This is a genomic window from Streptomyces nidicola (assembly GCF_050106155.1).
Classification (GTDB): Bacteria; Actinomycetota; Actinomycetes; order Streptomycetales; family Streptomycetaceae; genus Streptomyces.
This window is the reverse complement of record NZ_JBNBPI010000001.1, coordinates 3891911-3913735: the sequence shown is the minus strand read 5'-3', so window position 1 is coordinate 3913735 and position 21825 is coordinate 3891911. Positions and strand designations below refer to the sequence as shown.

The following is a 21825-nucleotide window of genomic DNA, read 5'->3' as shown; positions in this document are numbered from 1 at the left end:
CCGCCTCTGTGGCCAAGGTCTCTGTGAGACCGTGCTGCGGCCCGTGGGCATTCTTTGTGGAGTCCCTACGAATGGCCCAATGATTCTTTGCCTTCTGCAGAACCCTTGTCCGGTGGTTTACCCGTTAGTAGCGTTCGGGATGTCTTGACCGTACTAGCGGTAACAGTCAGCGGAAGTGGGTGGGACCGGTGGCACGCAGGCCGGTGGCGTGGGTGGCGGCGATCGTGTTGTTCGCGGAGGCGGTCGGGATCGTCCTTCTGAACTGGTTCCTCGGCCTGGTGGTCGACGACCAGGACATGTCCCTCGCGGGCCTCGACCCGCGGGCGATGTCGGTGGGCGCGTGGATCGCGGGGGGCCTGTTCGGGCTCTACCTGGTGGTGTGCGGGATCGTGCTCGTGCGCACCGCGATCGTCGACCGGGCGCCGGGCACGTTCGGGCGGATCCTGCTGATCAGCGCGGCCGTCGTGCACGGACTGCTCGGCGCGTTCTCGATCAGCCTGGTGGGCTGGTTCAGCTTCGTGTTCATGATGATCGTGCTCGCCCTGCTCGTGCTCACGCTGGTGGCGTACGACCGGCACGAGCAGGGGGAGCGGCGCGCGGAGGGGGCCACCCCCGCGCAGAACGGCCCCACTACTCCGCCGGCGCCCACAACTCCGTGATGCCGATGCCCAGTTCGGCGAGGAGGCGGCGGACCAGGGGCAGCGAGAGCCCGATCACGTTGCCGTGGTCGCCTTCGATGCCGTCGATGAACGGGGCCGAGCGGCCGTCCAGGGTGAACGCGCCCGCCACGTAGAGGGGTTCGCCCGTCGCCACGTACGCGGCGATCTCCTCGTCGCTCGGCTCGCCGAACCGGACGACGGTGGAGGCGGTGCCGGAGCTGTACCGGCCGCTCGCCGTGTCGTAGACGCAGTGGCCGGTCTGGAGCGTGCCCACACGCCCGCGCATCGACTTCCAGCGGGCCGTGGCCTCCTCGGCGTCGGCAGGCTTGCCGAGCGCCTCGCCGTCGAGGTCGAGCACGGAGTCGCAGCCGATGACGACGGCGGAGCCCGCCTCGGGCCGCGCCGCGACCACGGAGGCCTTGGCCTCGGCGAGGGCGAGGGCGAGTTCGGCGGGCGTCGGGGCCGTCACGGCGTCCTCGTCGACCCCGCTGACGATCACCTCGGGGGCGAACCCGGCCTGCCGCAGCAGGCCGAGGCGGGCGGGGGACTGGGAGGCCAGGATCAGTCGGCGTGGAGCAGTCATGCGACTCAGGTTATCCAGGGTGGCGCGGTGCAATCCCCGGCCGGCGGCGCTACCCGGTCCCCAGCATCAGGAACATGACGACCATGGCCAGCGCCAGCAGAAGACCCGCGCGCCGCAGCATCGCCTGCGTTTCGCGGAGCTCCTCTGGGGGCTCGTCATCGGGGTCGGACCACAGCACATACAGCATGGTGCTGCTCGCGCGTGCGGGGCGCCTGAGTACGCGTACTCAGGCGCCCCGCTACGAAAGGACTAATTCACGTGGGCCCGTGGGTGAACGTGAACTACGCGGGCCAGTAGGTACGGGACCAGCTCGACGCCCCCGGGGCCGGCAGCCGGTGCCGGGCGATGCGGGACGGGTCGGACCACGCGTCCCGGCCCGCCGTCGCGGCCGGGGCGTCCGGGACCGCCGCGGCGCGCGCCTGGACCACCGCCAGTGCGGCGGCCAGCTCCTCGGGGGTCGGATTGCCCCGTACGACCTTGATCATCATGATCCGGCTCCTAGAGGGGGATGTTGCCGTGCTTCTTCGGGGGCAGTGATTCCCGCTTCGTGCGCAGCTGACGCAGTCCGCGTACGACGTGCGAGCGGGTGTCGGAGGGCATGACCACCGCGTCGATGTAGCCGCGCTCGGCCGCCGTGTACGGGTTGAGGAGGGTGTCCTCGTAATCCTGGATGAGCTGCGCGCGGGTCTCCTCGACGTTCCCCGCGGCCTCGGCCGCGGCGATCGTCTTGCGGTGCAGGATGTTGACCGCGCCCTGCGCGCCCATGACGGCGATCTGCGCGGTCGGCCAGGCCAGGTTGAGGTCGGCGCCCAGGTGCTTGGAGCCCATCACGTCGTAGGCGCCGCCGAAGGCCTTGCGCGTGATGATCGTGATGAGCGGGACGGTGGCCTCGGCGTACGCGTAGATCAGCTTGGCGCCGCGCCGGATGATGCCCTCGTGCTCCTGCTCGACGCCCGGCAGGAAGCCCGGGACGTCGACGAAGGTCAGGACGGGCACGTTGAAGGCGTCACACGTCCTGACGAACCGCGCGGCCTTCTCGCTCGCGTGGATGTCGAGGCAGCCGGCGAACTGCATCGGCTGGTTGGCGACGATGCCGACCGGGCTGCCCTCGACACGGCCGAAGCCGGTGATGATGTTCGGCGCGAACAGCGACTGGGTCTCGAAGAAGTCGGCGTCGTCCAGGACGTGTTCGACCACCGTGCGCATGTCGTACGGCTGGTTCGCGCTGTCCGGGATGAGGGTGTCGAGCTCGCGGTCCTCGTCGGTGAGCGCCAGGTCCGCCTCCTCGGGGAAGGAGGGCGGCTCGCTCAGGTTGTTCGACGGCAGGTAGGACAGCAGCGACTTGACGTACTCGATCGCGTCCTTCTCGTCGCCCGCCATGTGGTGCGCGACACCGGAGCGCGAGTTGTGGGCGCGGGCGCCGCCCAGCTCCTCGAAGCCGACGTCCTCACCGGTGACCGTCTTGATGACGTCGGGTCCGGTGATGAACATGTGGCTGGTCTGGTCGACCATGACCGTGAAGTCGGTGATCGCGGGCGAGTAGACCGCGCCGCCCGCGCAGGGCCCGACGACCAGGCTGATCTGCGGGATCACACCCGAGGCGTGCGTGTTGCGGCGGAAGATCTCGCCGTACATGCCGAGGGCCATGACGCCCTCCTGGATGCGGGCGCCGCCGGAGTCGTTGATGCCGATGACCGGGCAGCCGGTCTTCAGCGCGAAGTCCATCACCTTCATGATCTTCTGCCCGAAGACCTCGCCGAGGGCTCCGCCGAAGACCGTGAAGTCCTGCGAGAACACGGCGACCGGACGGCCGTCCACGGTGCCGTAACCGGTCACCACACCGTCGCCGTACGGCTTGTTGGCATCGAGGCCGAAGTCCGTCGACCGGTGACGGGCGAACTCGTCCAGCTCCACGAAGGAGTCCTCGTCGAGCAGCAGCTCGATCCGCTCGCGGGCGGTCAACTTGCCCTTGGCGTGCTGCTTTTCGACCGCGCGGGCGGAACCCGCATGGGTCGCCTCATCGATCCGGCGCCGCAGATCCTCGATCTTGCCTGCGGTCGTGTGGATGTCGGTCTGCGCTGTCGGCTGTTCCAACTCGGACATCGGGATGCGGCTCCCTGCCTGCTTCGACGCTGCTCACGGGGACGGTTCGGGGAAGGTTCGCGTTTGGTTCGCGGGACGGTTCAAAAAGGGGAGTGGGGCTACTGATCCGTAGCGTAGTGGCCTGAATACCGTTCAGCAGTGCGGTCTTTGCCACACCTAGGCTGGGTTGCATGACGCCGCGAGATGGTTCAGACGTACCCGCCAACCCCTGGTCCGACCTGGACAGGCCGCCCCTGGCCGAGGCCGGCCTCCGCCGGTCCCTGGTACGGGAAGGGGGACTGTGGTCGTCCGTGGAGGTGGTGCCCCGCACGGGGTCGACCAACACGGATCTGGTGCGGCGGGCCTCGGAGGGACCCGTCGCCGAGGGCACCGTGCTCGTCGCCGAGGAGCAGAGCGCGGCGCGCGGGCGGCTCGACCGGAGCTGGTCGGCGCCGCCGCGCTCGGGCCTCTTCTTCTCCGTGCTGCTCAAGCCGGGCGAGCACGAGGTGCCGGTGGCGCGCTGGGGGTGGCTGCCGCTGCTCACCGGGGTCGCGGTGGCCACGGCGCTCTCCTCGGCGGCCGGGGTCGACACCGCCCTGAAGTGGCCGAACGATGTGCTCCTCACGGTCGACGGCGAGGAGCGCAAGGCGGGCGGGATCCTGCTGGAGCGGGCCGGTTCGGATGCCGTCGTGATCGGCGTCGGCCTGAACGTGTCGCTGCGGGCCGACGAGTTGCCGGTCCCGACGGCGGGGTCGCTGGCGCTGGCCGGGGCGAAGGTCTCCGACCGGGAGCCGGTGCTGCGGGCGGTCCTGCGGTCGCTGGAGCACTGGTACGTGGAGTGGTGTGCGGCGGAGGGGGATCCGGGGCTGTCGCGGTTGCAGGAGTCCTACGCGGCCGGCTGCGCCACGCTTGGCCGTGAGGTGCGGGCGATTCTTCCCGGTGACCGTGAGCTGGTCGGCGAGGCGGTCGCGGTGGACGGTGACGGCCGCCTGGTGATCGCCCCGGCGCACGGCCCCCGGGAGGCGGTCGGCGCGGGCGACATCGTCCACTTGCGTCCGGCCTAGGCACCCGAGGTGCACTTCCCGGCCGGGTGCCGCCTACTCGTGGCTGGGCGCGCAGTTCCCCGCGCCCCTTACGCATGCGGCTTCGCCGCTGCTCCACGGGTCGCCCGGGGATGTCGCACGAAGTGCGCATCTCAGGGGCGCGGGGAACTGCGCGCCCAGCCACGGGCGGCCGCACCACGGCGACGAGCGCGCCCCGGGTGCCGAGGACGGACGCACGCCCACCACAAGTGTGCGGAGTGACGTGGGGCACAGGGGCTGCCGTAGAGTTGAGCGCGGTCGATACCTGACCGCGGCAGATCGGAAGGGCAGCAGGCGTGACCGTCGACGACTCGGGCTCCGGCACGGGCTCTCCCACCGACCCCGAGAAGCCGGAAGGTGCGGAACCGGAAGAGGCAGAGGCCGAGGACCCCCTCGCTCTGCGGCTCGAAGGGCTCATCCTCGGGGCGGAGCGCAGATACACCCCGTTCCAGGCGGCGCGCAGCGCGGGCGTCTCCATGGAGCTGGCCTCCCGGTTCTGGCGGGCCATGGGGTTCGCCGACATCGGGCAGGCCAAGGCGCTGACCGAGGCCGATGTCCTCGCGTTGCGGCGGCTCGCCGGTCTCGTCGAGGCCGGGCTGCTCAGTGAGGCCATGGCCGTACAGGTCGCCCGGTCCACGGGACAGACCACGGCGCGGCTCGCCGAATGGCAGATCGACTCGTTCCTTGAGGGCCTCACCGAGCCCCCGGAACCCGGCATGACCCGCACCGAGGTCACGTATCCGCTGATGGAGCTGCTCCTGCCGGAGCTGGAGGAGTTCCTCGTCTACGTGTGGCGGCGCCAGCTCGCCGCGGCCACCGGACGCGTCGTACAGGCCGGTGACGACGAGGAGATGGTCGACCGGCGGCTCGCCGTCGGCTTCGCCGACCTCGTCGGGTTCACGCGGCTGACGCGACGTATGGAGGAAGAGGAGCTCGGCGAGCTCGTCGAGGCCTTCGAGACCACCGCCGCGGACCTCGTCGCGGCGCACGGCGGCCGGCTCGTCAAGACCCTCGGCGACGAGGTCCTGTACGCGGCCGACGACGCGGGCATCGCGGCGGAGATCGCGCTGCGCCTGATCGAGACGATGAGCAACGACGAGACGATGCCGGAGCTGCGCGTCGGCATCGCGTTCGGCACGGTCACCACGCGGATGGGCGATGTCTTCGGCTCGACCGTGAACCTCGCGAGCCGCCTCACGTCGATAGCGCCACGGGACAACGTGCTGGTGGACGGCGCCTTCGCCCAGGAACTGATCAGGATCGGGGAGACGCCCACCTCCGAGGCGGAGGCCGCCGCCGAGGCGCAGAAGGCGAAGGAGGACGGCGAGGAGCCGCCCACCTACCGGTTCGCGCTCCAGCCCATGTGGCAGCGGCCCGTCCGTGGCCTCGGCGTCGTGGAGCCCTGGACGCTGACCAGGCGCACCTGACAACCTTGAGCGGTTAACTGGCGTTAACCGTTCATCGGAAAGGGCGTGTCATGGGTGACGAGCGGCGGTTCGGGGAGTTCGTGGCGGTGCGGTCCCATGAAGGGGGCACGGTCGCCGAGCTGGTGCTCGACCGGCCGAAGGCCATGAACGCCGTGTCGAGCGACATGGCCCGCTCGATCACCGGCGCCTGCGAGGCACTGGCCGGCGACCGGGACGTCCGGGTCGTCGTCCTCACCTCCAGCGCCGAGCGCGCCTTCTGCGTCGGCGCGGACCTCAAGGAGCGCAACTCCTTCTCCGACGCGGATCTGCTGCGTCAGCGGCCCGTGACGCGCGCCGCGTACACGGGTGTCCTTGAGCTGCCGATGCCGACGATCGCGGCCGTGCACGGCTTCGCGCTGGGCGGCGGCTTCGAGCTGGCGCTCGCCTGCGATCTGATCGTGGCCGACGGGACGGCCGTCGTGGGGCTGCCCGAGGTGTCCGTCGGCGTGATCCCCGGCGGCGGCGGTACGCAGCTGCTTCCGCGCCGCGTCGGGGCCGCGCGGGCCGCCGAGCTGATCTTCACGGCGCGCCGGGTGCGGGCGGCGGAGGCCGGTGAGCTCGGGCTCGTGGACCAGGTCGTGGAGGCGGGCGTGGACCGCGAGGAGGCGCTGGCGCTCGGCGCGCGGATCGCGCTCAACTCGCCGGTCGGCCTGCGCGCGTCGAAGAAGGCGCTGCGCCTCGGACACGGCCTCGACATGCGGGCGGGCCTCGAGGTGGAGGACGCGGCGTGGCGGTCCGTGGCGTTCTCCGGGGACCGGGCGGAGGGTGTGGCGGCGTTCAACGAGAAGCGCAGCCCGCAGTGGCCCGGCGAGTGACGGGGGTCGGTCGCGGCATCGGCTCGTACCGTCACTTTCCGTAACTTCCACCTGGTCGGAAGCCCCAGATTGGCGCACTGAATTCACCGAAATGTCGGAAAACTCCTTACTCTGGAGTGATGGGTGAGGACGTTCGGCTACGCGCCGTGGTGACGCTCGCGCAGGGCATGGCCGCTGCGCGCAGCCCGCGCGACTCCTGGCGCGCGGCCGCGCTCGGCGCCTGCCGCGCGCTGTCCGGGAGCTTCGCCGCGCTCTCCATGTGGGAGCGCGAGCGCGGCCGGCTGCGGGTGCTCGTCAACGTGGGGGAGCTGGCCGAGGGCGAGGAGGAGTTCCCCGATGGGGAGGGCTACCCGGTGCACCAGTTCCCCGAGATCACCGAGTTCCTGCACGAACGCTGGGCCAAGGGCGGCGAGCCGGACGCCTGGGTCGAGACGGCCGAGGGCCCCGTGGCCCGGGCCGGCTACTGCCACCAGCGGGTCGCCGCGCTGCGCCGCAGGGGCCGCGGCTGCTGCGTCGTCGCGCCGATCGTGCTGCACGGGCGGGCGTGGGGCGAGCTGTATGTGGCGCGGCCGACCGGGGCCGAGGTGTTCGACCGCTTCGACGCCGACTTCGCCACGGTCCTCGCGGCGGTCGTCGCGGCCGGCATCGCGCAGACCGAACGCCTGGAGGAGGCGCGCCGGCTCGCCTTCACCGACGCCCTGACCGGTCTCGCCAACCGGCGCGCGGTCGACATACGCCTCGACGAGGCCGTGGAGCGGCACCGGGCCGACGGTTCCGTGGTCAGCCTCGTCGTCTGCGACCTCAACGGCCTGAAGCGGGTCAACGACACCTATGGGCACGCGGCGGGCGACCGGCTCCTCGAACGGTTCGGATCGGTGCTCTCGCTGTGCGGGGCGATGCTGCCGGGAGCGCTCGCGGCGCGGCTCGGCGGCGACGAGTTCTCGCTGGTCGCCGTGGGGCCGTCGGCCGACGAGGTGGTGCGGGTGGGCGACGAGATCTGCTCCCGGGCCGCCGAGTTGGACCACGGCGACGGTGTCGCGTGCGGCATCGCGTCGACCGGGGACCCGATCGGCGAAGTGCACAACGCGCGCCGCCTGTTCCGCCTCGCGGACGCCGCCCAGTACAAGGCGAAGGCCCTGCGCGCGGCGAAGCCCGTGGTGGCCGGCCGCGACGGCGGCCTCGACGACCCGGTCGTCCGCCTCGCGGACTCCCCGCCACCGGCCGCGGGCGAGGGGGAACGCCGCAGGATCAGAGGCCTGGAACCCGGCACCGACCGCCGGCACCCGAACTGACGTGCTGCCCCGGGGAGTTGCCCCTGGTTCCCCTACGCCTCGTACGCCCTGCCCCTGCGCACCGAGTACGTCACGAAGCCGACACCCAGGCCGAGGAAGGCCGAACCACCGATCACGTACGGCGTCGTGTCCACCTGTCCCGTGTCGGCCAGGCGGAGTTGACGGTCCGACTGCTCGGTGACCGCCGTGGCGGTCCGCTGCTGGTCGGCATGGGTGGTGATGTGCTCCGGGTTCGCCGTCGCTGTGGGGACGAACCACAGCGCGCCGAGGAGCGCCGCGGCGGCGGTGGCGGTGAACAGTGATCGACGTGCGGCAGACACGGAAGCGATCCCCCTTGTGGCGCTGGCGAATTGGCCGTGTGGGGTCATGTTAGTCACCTCTCGATTGCGAACGCACCTCACTGGCAAGGCCAGACACCGCTCGCATCTTGTCGCGCTCCTGACTGCCCTCTACGACAGGACGGTCACAGGTCGCATCTCCCCACCAGGGCGTAGCTACGGTCTGGTGGGGACGGGCATGGTGACGTATGCCCACGCCGAGCGTGCGCGGTTGCGCACGTTGACCCCGGCGACGACGTCGGCAGGCCCAGCGAGGCCGCACCGACGACAGCGGAAGTGGTCCCGAGCGGGCCGGTTGGCCTTCTCGGTGTGGCCGCAGCGCGGACAGCGCTGCGATGTATAGGCCGCATCCACGGTCACGAACGCCACTCCGGCCTTCTGGGCCTTGTACTTGAGGTGTTGTCCGAGTTGGTGGAAGGGCCAGGAGGAGAGGGTGTCCCGCTGGTCGCGTCGTAGCCGTACCCGGTCGCGGATCCCGTCGAGTTCCTCGACGGCGATGCCGCGACCGGTGCGTTTTGCGACGGACACGATCTCCTTGCTGATCCGGTGGTTCACGTGCGTGGCGTGCCGCTGCTCCTTCTGGGCCCGGCGGGCGAGGCGTCGGGTGGCCGAGCGGGTGTTCTTGCGTTGCAGTTCGGCACGCTTGCGGGCGCACCAGTTGCGGTAGCGGGCAAGGCCGCGGCCTTGGTAGTTGGCGGCGTCGCTGGTGGTAGCGAGGTTGACGATGCCCCGGTCCACCCCGATCCAGTCCACCGGCTCGGTCACTGCGGGTTCGGGGATCTCGCAGGTCGCGATCAGGAACCACTTGCCGCCGCGCTGTACGAGGTCTGATTCGCCTTTGCGGTGGGCGTGGAGCATTTTCAACTGGTCGGCGGATCCGGTGAACCGGATGTGCTTCATACGTCCGTCGACTGTCCAGATCGACACGGTGCGGGCGTCGAACTGCCAGGACAGGCACCGGTCGTCGAACGGCTGCGCCGCCTCCGGTCGAAAGGCGACGGGACGGGAGAGGGCCTTGCGATAGCGCTTGCCGGTGGGCTTGCCCAGCAGCCCGGCCTTCGCCTGGGCGGCGAGCGTGGCGTAAGCGTCCACCACCTTCTTCACCACGCGCACCGCGGGCTGCGCGGACAGTCCGAAAGTGACCTTGAGGTCGGCGTAGAGGAGCTTCTGCAGACCGTTGCGGCCTTTCACGCCCCGTTCGAACGCGATCTGGGCGGTGTGGGTGGCGGCCCGGTTGCAGGCGCGCAGGGTTGCGTCCAATGCCTGCGCCTGCTCGGGCGTCGGCAGCAGCTTGACCTGCACCACCAGCTTCATGACCGTGACCGTAGGCACCCGCAGGTGGATATGTGGCCGATTCTCGTACACCTGCACCCCAACGGGTGGGAATCCGCATGTGTGTTCGCCGGTAAGTGGGGTTCTCCGGCAACGTGGCGCCGGTGAACGGTTTCCGGGGGCGGGGAGGGGCGGGCCGACGCCCCCGGAGGGGGCGGGAGGATGGGAGGTGGGCGGGCGACATGGTGGTGGGCGGTGTGGAAGGTCTTGGCGGGTCACAGGAAAGTCACGGGGGGAATGGGTCGTACGCTCCGGCCATGAGTACTGATGACACGTCACGTTTTGTTCGGCTCAAGGTGGAATTGGTCCTGGAGGTCGCCGACGCGGAGGCGCTGACCGGGGCCGCGCTGCAGCGCGTCGCGGAGGACGAGGAGACCGGGCCCGAGGAGCGCGCGCAGGCGGTGAGCGCCGTGGAGGAGGACGAGGCGGAGGCGGTCGCGTATCTCGTGGATCCGTTCGATCTGGTCGCCGATGTTCCGGGGGCCGAGCTGGTGCAGGCGTCCTGGTCCAGCGAGCAGGTCGACTACGACCCCGACTCGCCGGATTGGGATCTCGGCGAGGATGATGAGGAGGGGGACGCGGAAGACGGCGTGTAGCGGTCCTTGAAACGGGAACCCTGGGCGGCAACCGCCGTCCGGGGTTTTGTCGTCCCTGGTGAGGGGCCCGACGTGGCCTTGCCCACACCGGCGGTTCTTCGGGAACGGGACGAACCGGTCACGGCGTTCACTGGGTACGAGGGGACTGTTGTGTCCTCTTGGGCCCGCTGTCGGCCGGGCTCGGGGCGGTCGACAGCAGGGGAATTCGGCGAAGTCGGGAAGTTCGGCGACTATGGAGAAGCGTGTGATAACGGACGGTAAGCGGCGCAAGGGTCTGATGGCCGCGTCCGCTCTGCTCGGCGGTGTGCTCGTGCTGACGGCCTGTGGTGGCGGCGACGACAGCGGCTCCGGCGGCAAGAAGGAATCGCAGGCGCAGGCCGACGAGGCCGCGGCGAAGAAGACCTCCGAGGCCGACATCAAGATCGCGCCGAAGGACGGCTCCGACAACGCGAGTATCAACAGCGCCGCGAAGGTCACCGTGAGCAAGGGCAAGCTCACCGACGTCACCATGACCACGGCCGACGGCACGAAGGTCGACGGCCAGATCGCCGCGGACAAGAAGAGCTGGAAGCCCACGAACCAGCTCGAGCGCGCGACGACGTACAAGATCGCCGCCGAGGCGAAGGACTCCGACGGCCGCGCGGCCCACGAGAACTCGCAGTTCACGACGGTGTCCCCGGCCAACAGCTTCATCGGGAACTTCACGCCGGAGGACGGCTCGACCGTCGGCGTCGGCATGCCCGTGTCGATCAACTTCGACAAGGCGATCAGCAACAAGGCCGATGTGCAGGACGGCATCACGGTGACGTCCAGCAGCGGCCAGGAGGTCGTCGGGCACTGGTTCAACGACACCCGGCTCGACTTCCGCCCCGAGGACTACTGGAAGGGCGGCTCCACGGTCACCATGAAGCTCGACCTGGATGGGGTCGAGGGCGCGGACGGCGTGACCGGCGTGCAGCAGAAGACGGTCTCGTTCAAGATCGGTCGCAACCAGGTCTCCACGGTCGACGCGAAGACCAAGATGATGACGGTCACGCGGGACGGGAAGACCGTCAAGACCATCCCGATCTCCGCGGGCTCCCCCGAGAACAAGACGTACGAGGGCCAGATGGTGATCTCCGAGAAGTTCAAGGAGACCCGGATGGACGGCGCGACGGTCGGCTTCAAGGACGGCGACGGCAAGGGCGAGTACGACATCAAGGACGTGCCGCACGCGATGCGTCTGTCGAGTTCCGGCACGTTCATCCACGGCAACTACTGGGGCGCCAAGTCGATCTTCGGTGGCGCCAACACCAGCCACGGCTGCGTCGGTCTGCAGGACGCCAAGGGCGCCAATGACAACAGCACGCCGGGCGCCTGGTTCTACAACAACTCGATGCTCGGCGACGTCGTCATCGTGAAGAACACCGGCGACAAGACGATCCAGCCGGACAACGGGCTCAACGGCTGGAACATGGACTGGTCGCAGTGGAAGGCCGGTTCCGCCGAGTAACGGGCCCGGACATACCCCGGCGGGGGTCTCATGCCGTTCTCATGACGGCCTCACGCAACCCTTACAACACCGCCATACCGTTTCGCCGCAGCGGGAGCCGGAGCGTCATCGAACGCTCCGGCTCCCGCTGATTCCTGTCAGCGCCCTTATTCGTGGGCCGTCTTCGGCGAGGCTTCGATGTTCTTCACCTATCTCCGGCGTGAGCTGCGCCGCCGCAGAAAAGCGGCGCTCGTCGTCGCCTCCGGGCTCGCGCTCGGGATCGCGCTCGTCATCGTGGTCAACTCGGTGTCCTCCGGGATGACCCAGGCGCAGGGGAAGGTCCTGCAGTCGCTCTACGGCCTGGGCACGGACATGACCGTCACCAAGGCGGCGAGCGCGCCGAAGGCGGGCGACGACACAGGGCGCCCGAAGTTCAACTTCGACGCCAAGGACAGCGACTCCGGCGACAAGGACCAGTCCAGCGACCGGGTGATGGTGCAGGGCTTCCAGACCCTCGCCGACTCCACGGTCTCGAAGGTCGCCGACCAGAAGGGCGTCGCCGACACGGTCGGCGGGCTCAGCCTTCAGGTGATGAAGGTCAGCGGGCAGTTCACGCGCGGCCAGTTCAAGCAGGACCAGAGCAGTGGCGGCGGCGCGCAGGGCGGCCCCGGCGGCGGTGAGGGCGGCCGGCCGCAGGGGCGCGTCCAGGGCGGCGGCGCCAACTTCGACGTCAACTCCTTCTCCGTCTACGGCACCGACGTCACCCAGCAGAAGCTCGGCCCGCTGACCTCCTCGAAGATCACCAAGGGGCGGGGCTTCAAGGCCTCCGAGTCGAACGCGAAGGTCGCCGTCGTCGACTCCTCGTACGCGAAGGAGAAGAAGCTCGCCGTCGGCGACAAGGTCACGGTCAAGGGCGCCAAGTACCAGGTCGTCGGCGTCGCGACCGCCGACAGCGGGGACGCCGCCGCCAATGTCTACGTGCCGCTGAAGCAGGCCCAGACGCTCGCGGACGCCAAGTCCAAGGTGACGACGGTCTACGTCAAGGCGACCGACTCGCAGCAGATCGACGCCGTGAAGACGGCCATCCAGAAGAACATCGACGGCACCACCGTCACCACGTCCGCCGATCTCGCCGACACCGTCTCGGGCTCGCTTTCGACCGCCTCGAACCTCGCGTCGAACGTCGGCAAGTGGCTGTCGATCGCGGTGCTCGTCGCCGCCTTCCTGGTGGCGGGGCTGCTCACGTCCTCGGCCGTGTCCCGGCGGGTCCGGGAGTTCGGCACGCTCAAGGCGCTCGGCTGGACCTCGGGCCGGGTGACGCGGCAGGTCGTCGGTGAGGCGGTCGTCAACGGGCTGATCGGCGGCGTCCTCGGCATCGCCGTCGGGCTCGCGGGCGCGTACGCCGTGACCGCGATCAGCCCCACCCTGTCCGCGCAGCTCGGCGGCGGTGCGGGTGGCACGGGCGGTGGCGGCATGGGCGGCGGCCCCGGTGGAGCGGGCTTCGGCGGTGGCGGCGGAATGATGCGCCAGGCGGCAGGGGGAGGGGCGAAGACCCTCGACATCGCGCTCAGCGCGCCCGTCTCCGCCACCACCATCGCCCTCGCGGTCGGCCTCGCCGTCGCGGGCGGCCTCATCGCCGGCGGCTTCGGCGGCTGGCGGGCCTCGCGGCTGCGCCCCGCGGACGCGCTGCGCCGCGTCGAGTAGCACCACCGGTAACGCCAATCACCTTACGTAGTACAGGAGTTGCACCATGTATCAGCTCACCGGCGTGACCAAGCAGTACCGGCGCGGCAAGGACACCGTCGACGCGCTGGCGGGCGTCGATCTGGCCATCGGCGACGGCGACCGGCTCGTCATCCAGGGCCCCACGGGCGGCGGCAAGTCGACCCTGCTCCAGATGCTCGGCGGGCTCGACCGGCCCACGGCGGGCAGTGTCGTGCTCGACGGGGTCGATCTGGCGACGCTGCCGGAGGCCCGGCTCACCAAGGTCCGTGCCGAGTCCATCGGCTTCGTCTTCCAGTCCTTCAACCTCGTCCCGACGCTCAGCGCGCTGGAGAACGTCGAGACGGCGCTCGTGCCGCTCGGCCTGAAGAGCGCCGAGCGGCGGGAGCGGGCCGCGGAGGCGCTGCGGTCCGTGGGGCTCGGCGAGCGGCTGCGGCATCTGCCCGCCGAGCTGTCCGGCGGCCAGCAGCAGCGCGTCGCCATCGCGCGGGCCCTGGTGAAGAACCCGAAGGTGCTGCTCGCCGACGAGCCCACGGGCAACCTCGACGAGTCGATGCGCGACGAGATCATGGACGTACTGGAGGAACGCTGGAAGGAGCACGGCCTGACGTTCGTGATGGTCACCCACGACTCGGCGATCGCGCGGAAGGCGCCCCGCCTCGCGACGATCAGCAAGGGGCGGATCACGGTCACGGAGAACGCCTCGGCGGCGTGACCGGGATTCCTGCTCCGGACACCCCACAGGTGTCGTCACAGGTGTCGTCGAAGTGAACACGTTTCGAGCAAAGGGTTGTGCTCGAATCGAAAGGTGTGCCGTTTGTCACGTGCCACACCAGTCCCAGATGTTTCCCAATGCCCCAATTCCCTGATGGTCACATCAATACACTCGCCTCCCATGTGTGAGTGGAACGTGGAGAACGGGCACCGAATGTGGTCGCTTCGTCGGGGCCGGAGCCGGGACCGGGGCCGGCCGGGCGGCGACGCCGGCGCCGTCGCCTGATGGGGGCGCGGCACAAACAAGCAAGGGACCCGCGGGCGCACTGGCTGCTGCTCGCTCTCACGCTGCCGGTGCTCTTCGGTGCCCTTCTCTTCCAGGGCTGGACCCAGAACGAGGTGGACGGCGCCAGGACGAAGCCTGCCTGCACGCAGCCCGTGCCCGCGTCGGCCTCCGGCGCGGGCCCGGTGCTGTCCATCGACGGCGGCCGGGTGCACAGCGCCTCGATGCGGCCCGGCACCGTCGCGCTCACCTATGACGGCGGCCCCTACCCGAAGGCGACGCCGAAGCTGCTCGCGCTGCTCAAGAAGCATCACGCGCACGCCACGTTCTTCCTCAACGGCTCCAAGGCCGCGCAGTACCCGAAGCTGGTCGAGCGGATCAGGGCCGAAGGGCACGACATCGGTTCCAACACCTACACGGGCGCCGACATGGGCAGCTCGTCCAAGGTGCGCAGCAAGCTCGAACTGGGTCTTACCCAGAGCGCGTTCGCGGGCAGCGGCGGCTTCCACACCACACTCCTGCGGATGCCGATGACGACCACCGTCGCCACGATGTGCGGCGGCGAGTGGCCCGCCGCGCAGGCGGCCTCCGCCGACGGCTACACCCTGGTCGCGGCCGACCACTCCGGGCAGCGGGTCCGGGACGGACTGGTGCGCCAGCTCAGCCAGACCTCGCTCGGCTACCGCGAGACCGAGAAGCTGCTGGCGAACCCGCAGGCCAGGAACTTCGCCACCATCACGGAGGGCGCGCAGACCGGCCGGCAGGCGACGTCCGATGTGGCCGCGCCCGTGCGCTGGCTCGGGCAGGGCCTGATCTGGTTCCAGACCCTCGGCCGCAGCTTCGTCTCGGCCATCTCGTGGGTGCTCCTCGCGGCCGCGGGCCTCGGTGTGCTGCGCCTGCTCGTGCTCGTGCTGTTCGCCCGCGCGCACGTCAGACGACTCGAGCGGTTCCGCCCCGGCTCGCCGTGGCTGCGCGAGATCCGCGATCCGGTGACCGTGCTCGTACCCGCGTACAACGAGGAGGCGGGCATCGGCGCGACGCTGCGCTCGCTGCTCGCGTCCACCCACCAGCCGATGCAGATCATCGTCATCGACGACGGGTCGAGCGACCGGACGGTGCAGATCGCAGCTGAGTACGCGGCCCGTGACGCGCGCGTGCAGGTGCTGTGCCAGCCGAACTCGGGCAAGGCCGCGGCCCTCAACCACGGCCTGAAGTACACCCGTTGCCCGTACGTCGTGATGATCGACTCGGACACCGTCTTCGAGGCCGACGCGATCCAGCGGCTGGTCCAGCCGCTGGCCCACCCGGCCGTCGGCGCGGTCAGCGGCAACACCAAGGTCGGCAACCGTAAGCGGCTGCTCGGCCGTTGGCAGCACCTGGAGTACGTCTTCGGGTTCAACCTGGACCGCCGGATGTTCGAGGTCCTGGAGTGCATGACGACGGTGCCCGGCGCGATCGGCGCCTTCCGGCTCGACGCGCTGATGGGCGTCGGCGGCCTCAGCGAGGACACCCTCGCCGAGGACACCGACCTCACGATGGCGCTGTGGCGGGCCGGATGGCGGGTCGTGTACGAGGAGACGGCCATCGCCTGGACCGAAGTCCCCACGTCCTTGCGGCAGTTGTGGCGTCAGCGCTACCGCTGGTGCTACGGCACCCTTCAGGCGATGTGGAAGCACCGGGGTGCGGTCCTGGAGGTCGGGCCCGCGGGCCGCTTCGGGCGGCGCGGCCTTTCCTATCTGTTCCTCTTCCAGGTCGTGCTGCCGCTGCTCGCCCCGATGATCGACGTCTTCATGTTCTACAGCGCTGTGTTCGCCGGTGACACGACCACGTCCGTGGTGGCCTGGGTGGGCTTCCTCGCTCTTCAGATGGCCGTCGCGGCGTACGCACTGAAGCTCGACGGGGAGCGCAGGCGCACGCTCTGGTCACTGCCCTTCCAGCTGTTCGTGTACCGGCAGTTGATGTACCTCGTGGTCATCCAGTCCGTGGTGGCCTTCGTGGGTGGCAGCCGGTTGAAGTGGCAGCGCATGCACCGTTCCGGAACGGCCGCCGCGGCGGCCCAGCACATCGTCAGGCCGGCCGAACAGCCGGACCTGCCGGTCGCGAGGTGATGACCCTGAACCCCGGCGCACACACCCCGACGCCCTATCCGTACGGCGAGTACGAGGCGGACCGGTATCCGTACGAGGTGGAGCAGTACGGGCACGAGCACGGGTACGAGTACGCCCCCGCGCCCCACTCGTACGCGGTGGAGCACCACCCGTTCGACCCGGTGCCGGCCAACAGGCCCGGCGGGCGGGCCGACGGCGGGTACAAGCGCAGCGAGCGCGAGCCCAAGCGCAAGCGGCGGCGCACCAGGTTCGGGCTCGTGGTGCGCGGTCTTTGCCTGCTCGTGCTGCTGGTGCTGCTCGCGGGCGTGGGGACGTATGTGTGGGCGGGCACCCGGCTCGACGGGGAGGTCGACCTCGCGTCGCTGTCGAGCAGGGCGGCGCCGGGCAAGGGCACGAACTACCTGATCGTGGGCTCCGACAGCCGCGAGGGCCTCAGCGAGAAGCAGGCCAAGAACCTGCACACCGGTTCGTCGCTCGGCTCCGAGGGCCGCCGCACCGACTCGATGATGGTGCTGCACACCGGCGCCCACGGCACCACCCTCACCAGTCTGCCGCGGGACTCCTGGGTCACCATCCCGCCGTACGTGGACCCGAAGACGGGCATCCACCACAAGCCGGCGAAGAACAAGCTCAACGCGGCGTTCTCGCTCGGCGGCCCCGAACTCCTGGTCCGCGCGGTCGAGTCGAACACCGGGCTGCGGATCGACCACTACACGGAGATCGGCTTCGCCGGGTTCGTCGGCATCGTCGACGCGGTCGGCGGCGTGCCGATGTGCGTCGACCGGCACATCGTCGACGACAAGGCGGGGCTCGACCTGGCCAAGGGCTGCCACAACCTGACCGGGCGCGAGGCGCTCGGCTTCGTGCGCCAGCGCCACCAGGAGAAGGAGGGCGACCTCGGCCGCTCCCGCAACCAGCAGAAGTTCCTCTCCGCGCTGGCCAAGAAGGCGTCGTCGCCCGGGGTGCTGATGAACCCGTCGACCATGTACGGCACGGCGGGCGCGGGCCTGGACACGCTCATCGTGGACAAGTCGACGGGGGTTCCGGAGCTGACCCGCCTGTTCAAGGCGATGAAGGGCGTGTCCTCGGGTCAAGGCCGTCAACTGGGCGTGCCCGTGGGCACGTTGGGCCTCGCCACTCCCAAGGGCAGCGCCATCCTCTGGGACAAACAAAAGGCGAACCGGTTGTTCACGGAGCTCAGGGAGGACCGCCCGGTCACTCTCAAGAGCTGAGCTGCCCGCTCCGGTTGCGCTCGTCGCCGACGTGTAGCCGAAGCCCTCCGCCAGTGCTTGGCTTGAGGGCATGACGACTCGATCCCGGCCCACCATCGAGTACATCCGCTACCGCATCCCCGAGGACCGCTCCGCCGAGTTCCTGGCGGCGTACACCCGCGCGTCACAGCAACTGGCGGCCTCGGAGCACTGCGTCTCGTACGAACTCACCCGCTGCGAAGAGGACTTCGAGCACTACATCCTGCGCATCGTGTGGACGTCGACCGAGGACCACCTGAAGGGCTTCCGCACCTCCGAGCTCTTCCCGGTGTTCCTCACCGAGATCCGCCCCTACGTCGGTTACATCGACGAGATGCGCCACTACACGCCGACCACGGTGCGCGGCACGGGCTCTTCGGACCCCACACTCTACGAATGGGCGGGCGGCGCCGAGGTGTTCAGCCGCCTCACGACGGTGTTCTACGAAAAGGTGGTGAAGGACGACCTCCTCGGCCCGCTCTTCGCCGACCTCCCGGCGGAGCACGCACACCATGTCGCCCTGTGGCTCGGCGAGGTCTTCGGCGGCCCCTCGGCCTACTCCGAACAGCACGGCGGCCACAGCCACATGGTCGCGATGCACATCGGCAAGGGCGTCACCGAGCCGCAGCGCCGCCGCTGGGTCAACCTCATGCAGGACGCGGCCGACGAGGCGGCCCTCCCGACGGACGCGGAATTCCGCTCCGCGTTCCTCGCCTACATCGAATGGGGCACCCGCCTCGCGGCCCACTTCTCGGGCCCGACCGCGAAACGCCCCTCCGACCAGCCGGTACCCCACTGGACGTGGGGTGCGGCGCCTCCGTACGTGCCCTGAGCGGCGCTACGCCGGGGACATGACCTCGTACAGATTCCGGGCGTCGTCGACGAAGAACAGGCCGCGAGCGCACAGCGGGTGGTCGATGCGTCCGTTGGCGGGGTCGCGCGGCGAATTGCCGTACGGAACCCCCAACTCCCGTACGCGGCCGAGGATCTGGTCGAACGTCCCGGGGTCCACGTCGAAGGCGAGGTGATGGCCCTGCGGCTCCTCGGCGGTCATGAAGTCGAGGGTCAGTGACTCGTTGACGCGCACCGGCGCGAAGTGCCCGCCCGCGCCGGCGGGCGGCAGGGCCTCCAGGCCCATCACGTCGGCGAAGAAGCGGGCGGCCGCGGTGTTGTCGACGGCCGGGACGATCGTGTGGTTGAGGCTGACGGTCATGAGGGGCTCCCGGGTGCGGCCAGCGAACCGTGCAGCAGTACGTCGACGAGCTCGGCCGGTGTCGGGTTCAAGTCCGCTTCGGGGGAGCGGGGTTGGGTGAAGAGCATGCCGAGGAAGACCGTGGCGAGCTTGTCCGGGGGCAGCCGCAGGGCGTCCCGGTCGGGCTCGATCAGCTCGCTCAGCGCCTCCCGCATCGCCTGCGCGGATGCCTGCCGGCTGTCCTGGGTGGGCCGCTCGCCCTCGGGTCGGCCGCGCCGTCGTCCCGACGCGTAGAGCCCGCCGACGACGGCGCCCATCCGGTCGAGGTGGGCCCGCATCGCCTCGGCGGCCTCGGTGAGCCGGGCGGTGAGCGGCTGCTCCAGGTCGATCGAGGCCAGCTCGCGCCGCACGTGCTCGGGGCTGACTGCCTCGGCGACGCAGGCGTCGAGCACCTCGTCCTTGTCCTGGAACACCCGGAAGATCGTGGCCTCCCCGATCCCCGCGGCGCGAGCGATCTGCCCCGTGGTGACGGCCCCGCCGTACTCGGCGACAAGCGGCAACGCGGCCGCGACGATCATGCTGCGCCGCTGCTCCGGACTCATACCGGGAGCGCGCTTCTTGACGGTGCTCGGCATACACCGAAACTACGGAGTGAGCGCTCACTCCGTCAAGCGGTTGGCGTCCCGCAGCGCCTACAGCTTCGTCCGCAGGGAGTCGTCCGCGCCCCAGCTCGCGAGTAGTCGCAGTGCTTCCGCTGATGCCGTGCCCGGCTCCGGGTGGTAGACGGACAAGAACTGGCCGTCGTCGTCCGGCAGGTGGAGCGTCTCGTACGCGAGGGTCAGTTCGCCGACCAGGGGGTGGCGCATGCGCTTTACGCCGTGGCCTTTTTCCTTCACGTCGTGCGTGGCCCACAGGCGCCTGAACTCCTCGCTCTTGACGGAGAGTTCGCCGACCAGGGCCGACAGTTCCGGGTCCTCGGGGTTGCGGCCCGCGTAGAGGCGGAGGTAGCTGACCATGTCGGTGGCCTTGGAGTCCCAGTCGACGAACAGCTCGCGGTAGTCCGGGTTCAGGAACGTGAGCCGCGCCCAGTTCCGCTCGGCGCGCGGCATGCGGCCCCAGTCGCCGAAGAGCGCCGCCGCCATCCGGTTCCAGGCGAGGATGTCCGAGCGCGCCCCGCCGATGTAGGCGGGCACGCCCTCCAGCGAGTCGAGCAGGTGGCGCAGCGCGGGCCGCACCTGCTGCTGCCGCTTCGGCGCCGGCGACCTGCGGCGCTGCCGCGTCGGGCTCGCCAGGTGGACGAGGTGCGCGTGCTCGGTGTCGCTGAGCCGCAGGGCGCGCGCGATCGCGTCGAGCACCTCCGCCGACACATTGCGCCCGTTGCCCTGCTCCAGGCGCGTGTAGTACGCGACCGAGACCCCGGCGAGCTGCGCCAGCTCCTCGCGCCGCAGGCCCGGCACCCGCCGGTGCCGCCCCATCGAGGCCAGCCCCACGTCCTCGGGCTTGAGCCGGGCCCGCCGGGTGCGCAGGAACTCGCTCAGCTCGGCGCGCCGGTCCAGATGGTCCGGGCGGTCCGCCGCCGGTTCCCTGGCCGCATCGTTCTCGTCCATGCTTCCAGTATTCCCGGTCGTACGACCGGGAGCCTGACCCCGCCAGTAGTAGGACCACTGGACGTACGCAAAGCGGTGACCTGCGTAATCTTTGGTGATCCGGGTGGGCCGGTAGCAGGCTGGAGGCCATGACCACGACTGTTGCCGCATACGCCGTTCCCAGCGCCAAGGCCCCGCTGGAGCGCACCACCATCGAACGCCGCACCGTCGGCGAGCACGACGTACTGATCGACATCAAGTTCGCCGGAATCTGTCACTCCGACATCCACCAGGCCCGCGAGGGCTGGGGCGAGGCCATCTTCCCGATGGTCCCGGGCCACGAGATCGCCGGTGTCGTGGAGGCCGTCGGTTCGGGCGTCACCAAGTTCAAGGTCGGCGACCGTGTCGGCGTCGGCTGCATGGTCGACTCCTGTGGCGAGTGCGAGCCCTGCAAGTCCGGGTTCGAGCAGCACTGCGTCCAGGGGAACGTCCAGACGTACAACGCCGTCGGCAAGGACGGCGAGCCCACCTACGGCGGCTACTCGCAGAAGGTCGTCGTCACCGAGGGCTTCGTCGTCAACATCCCCGAGGGCATCGCGCTCGACGTGGCCGCGCCGCTGCTCTGCGCCGGCATCACCACGTACTCCCCGCTGAAGCACTGGGGCGCGGGCCCCGGCAAGAAGGTCGCGGTCGTCGGTCTCGGCGGCCTCGGCCACATGGGCGTCAAGATCGCGCACGCGCTCGGCGCGGAGGTCACCGTCCTCTCGCAGTCGCTGCGCAAGAAGGACGACGGCCTGAAGCTGGGCGCCGACCACTACTACGCGACGAGCGACCCGAAGACCTTCGAGGAGCTCGCGGGCACCTTCGACGTCATCCTCTCCACCGTCTCCGCGCAGGTGGACTTCGGCGCGTACCTGAGCCTGCTCAAGACGGGCGGCGCGCTGGTGAACGTCGGCGCCCCCGAGGAGCCGATCTCCCTCAACCTGTTCTCCCTCATCGGTGGCAACAAGGTGCTCGCCGGTTCCATGATCGGCGGCATCGCCGAGACCCAGGAGATGCTCGACTTCTGCGCCGAGCACGGCCTCGGCGCCGAGATCGAGCTGATCGAGGCGAGCCAGGTCAACGAGGCGTACGAGCGGGTCCTCGGCTCGGACGTGCGCTACCGCTTCGTGATCGACGCGGCGACCATCTGAGCGCCTCGCGCGCATCGCTCATGACTTCACGGCCTTCGTGACTTCATGACCTTCATGACCT

General features: G+C 70.0%; 22 protein-coding genes. 13 read left to right on the top strand and 9 right to left on the bottom strand.

The window, feature by feature from the left end; translation table 11 throughout:
* Positions 1–179 precede the first annotated feature (179 nt).
* Positions 180–659: a hypothetical protein gene (locus ACOKM3_RS17680; RefSeq protein WP_426901594.1), complete on the top strand. Its 480-nt coding sequence runs from the start codon at positions 180–182 to the stop codon at positions 657–659.
* On the opposite strand, the gene ACOKM3_RS17675 is transcribed toward ACOKM3_RS17680, so the two are convergent.
* The 4 genes from ACOKM3_RS17675 to ACOKM3_RS17660 form a co-directional block, all read right to left on the bottom strand.
* Entirely contained in the window at positions 631–1242 is a 612-nt protein-coding gene (locus ACOKM3_RS17675; protein ID WP_426901593.1) for a Maf family protein, read from the bottom strand. The two genes, ACOKM3_RS17680 and ACOKM3_RS17675, sit on opposite strands and share 29 nt — an antisense overlap.
* A gap of 49 nt (positions 1243–1291) precedes the next feature.
* The gene (gene mmpB / locus ACOKM3_RS17670) at positions 1292–1420 is read right to left on the bottom strand and encodes a morphogenic membrane protein MmpB (RefSeq protein ID WP_426901591.1); all 129 of its coding nucleotides are present in this window, start codon (positions 1418–1420) and stop codon (positions 1292–1294) included.
* Positions 1421–1523: 103 nt separating this feature from the next.
* Positions 1524–1730: an acyl-CoA carboxylase subunit epsilon gene (locus tag ACOKM3_RS17665; RefSeq protein ID WP_327656340.1), complete on the bottom strand. Its 207-nt coding sequence runs from the start codon at positions 1728–1730 to the stop codon at positions 1524–1526.
* 10 nt (positions 1731–1740) lie between these two features.
* Positions 1741–3345: an acyl-CoA carboxylase subunit beta gene (locus tag ACOKM3_RS17660; protein WP_426901589.1), complete on the bottom strand. Its 1605-nt coding sequence runs from the start codon at positions 3343–3345 to the stop codon at positions 1741–1743.
* 170 nt (positions 3346–3515) lie between these two features.
* Here ACOKM3_RS17660 and ACOKM3_RS17655 point away from each other — a divergent pair, with 170 nt between their 5' ends.
* From ACOKM3_RS17655 to ACOKM3_RS17640, 4 genes are all read left to right on the top strand, one after another.
* On the top strand, positions 3516–4388 hold the full coding sequence (locus ACOKM3_RS17655; RefSeq protein ID WP_426901587.1) for a biotin--[acetyl-CoA-carboxylase] ligase: 873 nt from the start codon (positions 3516–3518) through the stop codon (positions 4386–4388).
* A 314-nt stretch (positions 4389–4702) separates the two neighbouring features.
* Positions 4703–5833 carry an adenylate/guanylate cyclase domain-containing protein gene (locus ACOKM3_RS17650; protein ID WP_426901585.1) on the top strand — a complete coding sequence of 377 codons (1131 nt, stop codon included), beginning with the start codon at positions 4703–4705 and terminating at the stop codon, positions 5831–5833.
* 50 nt (positions 5834–5883) lie between these two features.
* Positions 5884–6687: an enoyl-CoA hydratase/isomerase family protein gene (locus tag ACOKM3_RS17645; protein ID WP_426901583.1), complete on the top strand. Its 804-nt coding sequence runs from the start codon at positions 5884–5886 to the stop codon at positions 6685–6687.
* 119 nt (positions 6688–6806) lie between these two features.
* Positions 6807–7979, top strand: coding sequence for a GGDEF domain-containing protein (locus ACOKM3_RS17640; RefSeq protein ID WP_426901581.1), 1173 nt, complete (start codon positions 6807–6809; stop codon positions 7977–7979).
* A 32-nt stretch (positions 7980–8011) separates the two neighbouring features.
* Here the strand turns inward: ACOKM3_RS17640 and ACOKM3_RS17635 are convergent, their stop codons facing one another.
* Together ACOKM3_RS17635 and ACOKM3_RS17630 are read right to left on the bottom strand one after the other, a co-directional pair.
* The gene (locus ACOKM3_RS17635; RefSeq protein WP_426901579.1) at positions 8012–8347 is read right to left on the bottom strand and encodes a hypothetical protein; all 336 of its coding nucleotides are present in this window, start codon (positions 8345–8347) and stop codon (positions 8012–8014) included.
* Positions 8348–8473: 126 nt separating this feature from the next.
* Positions 8474–9688, bottom strand: coding sequence for an RNA-guided endonuclease InsQ/TnpB family protein (locus ACOKM3_RS17630; protein ID WP_426901577.1), 1215 nt, complete (start codon positions 9686–9688; stop codon positions 8474–8476).
* A gap of 218 nt (positions 9689–9906) precedes the next feature.
* On the opposite strand from ACOKM3_RS17630, the gene ACOKM3_RS17625 reads away from it, so the two are divergent.
* The 7 genes from ACOKM3_RS17625 (at position 9907) to ACOKM3_RS17595 (ending at position 18625) form a co-directional block, all read left to right on the top strand.
* A complete protein-coding gene (locus ACOKM3_RS17625) occupies positions 9907–10245 on the top strand; it encodes a hypothetical protein (protein WP_266713467.1) in 339 nt (112 codons plus the stop codon).
* A gap of 232 nt (positions 10246–10477) precedes the next feature.
* Positions 10478–11737, top strand: a complete 1260-nt coding sequence (locus ACOKM3_RS17620) for a L,D-transpeptidase (protein ID WP_426901575.1) — start codon at positions 10478–10480, stop codon at positions 11735–11737.
* Positions 11738–11914: 177 nt separating this feature from the next.
* Positions 11915–13420: an ABC transporter permease gene (locus ACOKM3_RS17615; protein ID WP_426901573.1), complete on the top strand. Its 1506-nt coding sequence runs from the start codon at positions 11915–11917 to the stop codon at positions 13418–13420.
* A 46-nt stretch (positions 13421–13466) separates the two neighbouring features.
* Positions 13467–14153: an ABC transporter ATP-binding protein gene (locus ACOKM3_RS17610; protein ID WP_426901571.1), complete on the top strand. Its 687-nt coding sequence runs from the start codon at positions 13467–13469 to the stop codon at positions 14151–14153.
* 284 nt (positions 14154–14437) lie between these two features.
* The gene (locus ACOKM3_RS17605) at positions 14438–16543 is read left to right on the top strand and encodes a bifunctional polysaccharide deacetylase/glycosyltransferase family 2 protein (protein ID WP_426901569.1); all 2106 of its coding nucleotides are present in this window, start codon (positions 14438–14440) and stop codon (positions 16541–16543) included.
* Positions 16543–17775, top strand: coding sequence for an LCP family protein (locus ACOKM3_RS17600; protein ID WP_426901567.1), 1233 nt, complete (start codon positions 16543–16545; stop codon positions 17773–17775). Before ACOKM3_RS17605 ends, ACOKM3_RS17600 begins: the two co-directional genes overlap by 1 nt.
* A 70-nt stretch (positions 17776–17845) precedes the next feature.
* A complete protein-coding gene (locus ACOKM3_RS17595; protein ID WP_426901565.1) occupies positions 17846–18625 on the top strand; it encodes a group II truncated hemoglobin in 780 nt (259 codons plus the stop codon).
* Between the two features lie 6 nt (positions 18626–18631).
* Here the strand turns inward: ACOKM3_RS17595 and ACOKM3_RS17590 are convergent, their stop codons facing one another.
* The 3 genes from ACOKM3_RS17590 to ACOKM3_RS17580 are packed head-to-tail and all read right to left on the bottom strand — an operon-like array spanning position 18632 to position 20592.
* Positions 18632–19006 carry a VOC family protein gene (locus ACOKM3_RS17590; RefSeq protein WP_426901563.1) on the bottom strand — a complete coding sequence of 125 codons (375 nt, stop codon included), beginning with the start codon at positions 19004–19006 and terminating at the stop codon, positions 18632–18634.
* Complete coding sequence (locus ACOKM3_RS17585; RefSeq protein ID WP_426901561.1) at positions 19003–19620, bottom strand: TetR/AcrR family transcriptional regulator; 618 nt, start codon at positions 19618–19620, stop codon at positions 19003–19005. The genes ACOKM3_RS17590 and ACOKM3_RS17585 overlap by 4 nt, the downstream gene beginning before the upstream one ends.
* A gap of 57 nt (positions 19621–19677) precedes the next feature.
* A complete protein-coding gene (locus tag ACOKM3_RS17580) occupies positions 19678–20592 on the bottom strand; it encodes a helix-turn-helix domain-containing protein (protein WP_426901559.1) in 915 nt (304 codons plus the stop codon).
* Positions 20593–20720: 128 nt separating this feature from the next.
* On the opposite strand from ACOKM3_RS17580, the gene ACOKM3_RS17575 reads away from it, so the two are divergent.
* Positions 20721–21764: an NAD(P)-dependent alcohol dehydrogenase gene (locus ACOKM3_RS17575; protein WP_426901557.1), complete on the top strand. Its 1044-nt coding sequence runs from the start codon at positions 20721–20723 to the stop codon at positions 21762–21764.
* Positions 21765–21825 lie beyond the last annotated feature (61 nt).

Excerpts from the sequence above, each read along its gene's own strand:
- ACOKM3_RS17605 (WP_426901569.1), top strand. The coding sequence starts at position 14,438 with ATGGGGGCGCGGCACAAACAAGCAAGGGACCCGCGGGCGCACTGGCTG.
- ACOKM3_RS17625 (WP_266713467.1), top strand. The coding sequence starts at position 9,907 with ATGAGTACTGATGACACGTCACGTTTTGTTCGGCTCAAGGTGGAATTG.
- ACOKM3_RS17590 (WP_426901563.1), bottom strand. The coding sequence starts at position 19,006 with ATGACCGTCAGCCTCAACCACACGATCGTCCCGGCCGTCGACAACACC.
- ACOKM3_RS17635 (WP_426901579.1), bottom strand. The coding sequence starts at position 8,347 with ATGACCCCACACGGCCAATTCGCCAGCGCCACAAGGGGGATCGCTTCC.
- ACOKM3_RS17645 (WP_426901583.1), top strand. The coding sequence starts at position 5,884 with ATGGGTGACGAGCGGCGGTTCGGGGAGTTCGTGGCGGTGCGGTCCCAT.
- ACOKM3_RS17660 (WP_426901589.1), bottom strand. The coding sequence starts at position 3,345 with ATGTCCGAGTTGGAACAGCCGACAGCGCAGACCGACATCCACACGACC.
- ACOKM3_RS17580 (WP_426901559.1), bottom strand. The coding sequence starts at position 20,592 with ATGGACGAGAACGATGCGGCCAGGGAACCGGCGGCGGACCGCCCGGAC.
- ACOKM3_RS17600 (WP_426901567.1), top strand. The coding sequence starts at position 16,543 with ATGACCCTGAACCCCGGCGCACACACCCCGACGCCCTATCCGTACGGC.
- ACOKM3_RS17655 (WP_426901587.1), top strand. The coding sequence starts at position 3,516 with ATGACGCCGCGAGATGGTTCAGACGTACCCGCCAACCCCTGGTCCGAC.
- ACOKM3_RS17675 (WP_426901593.1), bottom strand. The coding sequence starts at position 1,242 with ATGACTGCTCCACGCCGACTGATCCTGGCCTCCCAGTCCCCCGCCCGC.
- ACOKM3_RS17585 (WP_426901561.1), bottom strand. The coding sequence starts at position 19,620 with ATGCCGAGCACCGTCAAGAAGCGCGCTCCCGGTATGAGTCCGGAGCAG.
- ACOKM3_RS17665 (WP_327656340.1), bottom strand. The coding sequence starts at position 1,730 with ATGATGATCAAGGTCGTACGGGGCAATCCGACCCCCGAGGAGCTGGCC.
- ACOKM3_RS17610 (WP_426901571.1), top strand. The coding sequence starts at position 13,467 with ATGTATCAGCTCACCGGCGTGACCAAGCAGTACCGGCGCGGCAAGGAC.
- ACOKM3_RS17595 (WP_426901565.1), top strand. The coding sequence starts at position 17,846 with ATGACGACTCGATCCCGGCCCACCATCGAGTACATCCGCTACCGCATC.
- ACOKM3_RS17615 (WP_426901573.1), top strand. The coding sequence starts at position 11,915 with ATGTTCTTCACCTATCTCCGGCGTGAGCTGCGCCGCCGCAGAAAAGCG.
- ACOKM3_RS17640 (WP_426901581.1), top strand. The coding sequence starts at position 6,807 with ATGGGTGAGGACGTTCGGCTACGCGCCGTGGTGACGCTCGCGCAGGGC.
- ACOKM3_RS17575 (WP_426901557.1), top strand. The coding sequence starts at position 20,721 with ATGACCACGACTGTTGCCGCATACGCCGTTCCCAGCGCCAAGGCCCCG.
- ACOKM3_RS17620 (WP_426901575.1), top strand. The coding sequence starts at position 10,478 with ATGGAGAAGCGTGTGATAACGGACGGTAAGCGGCGCAAGGGTCTGATG.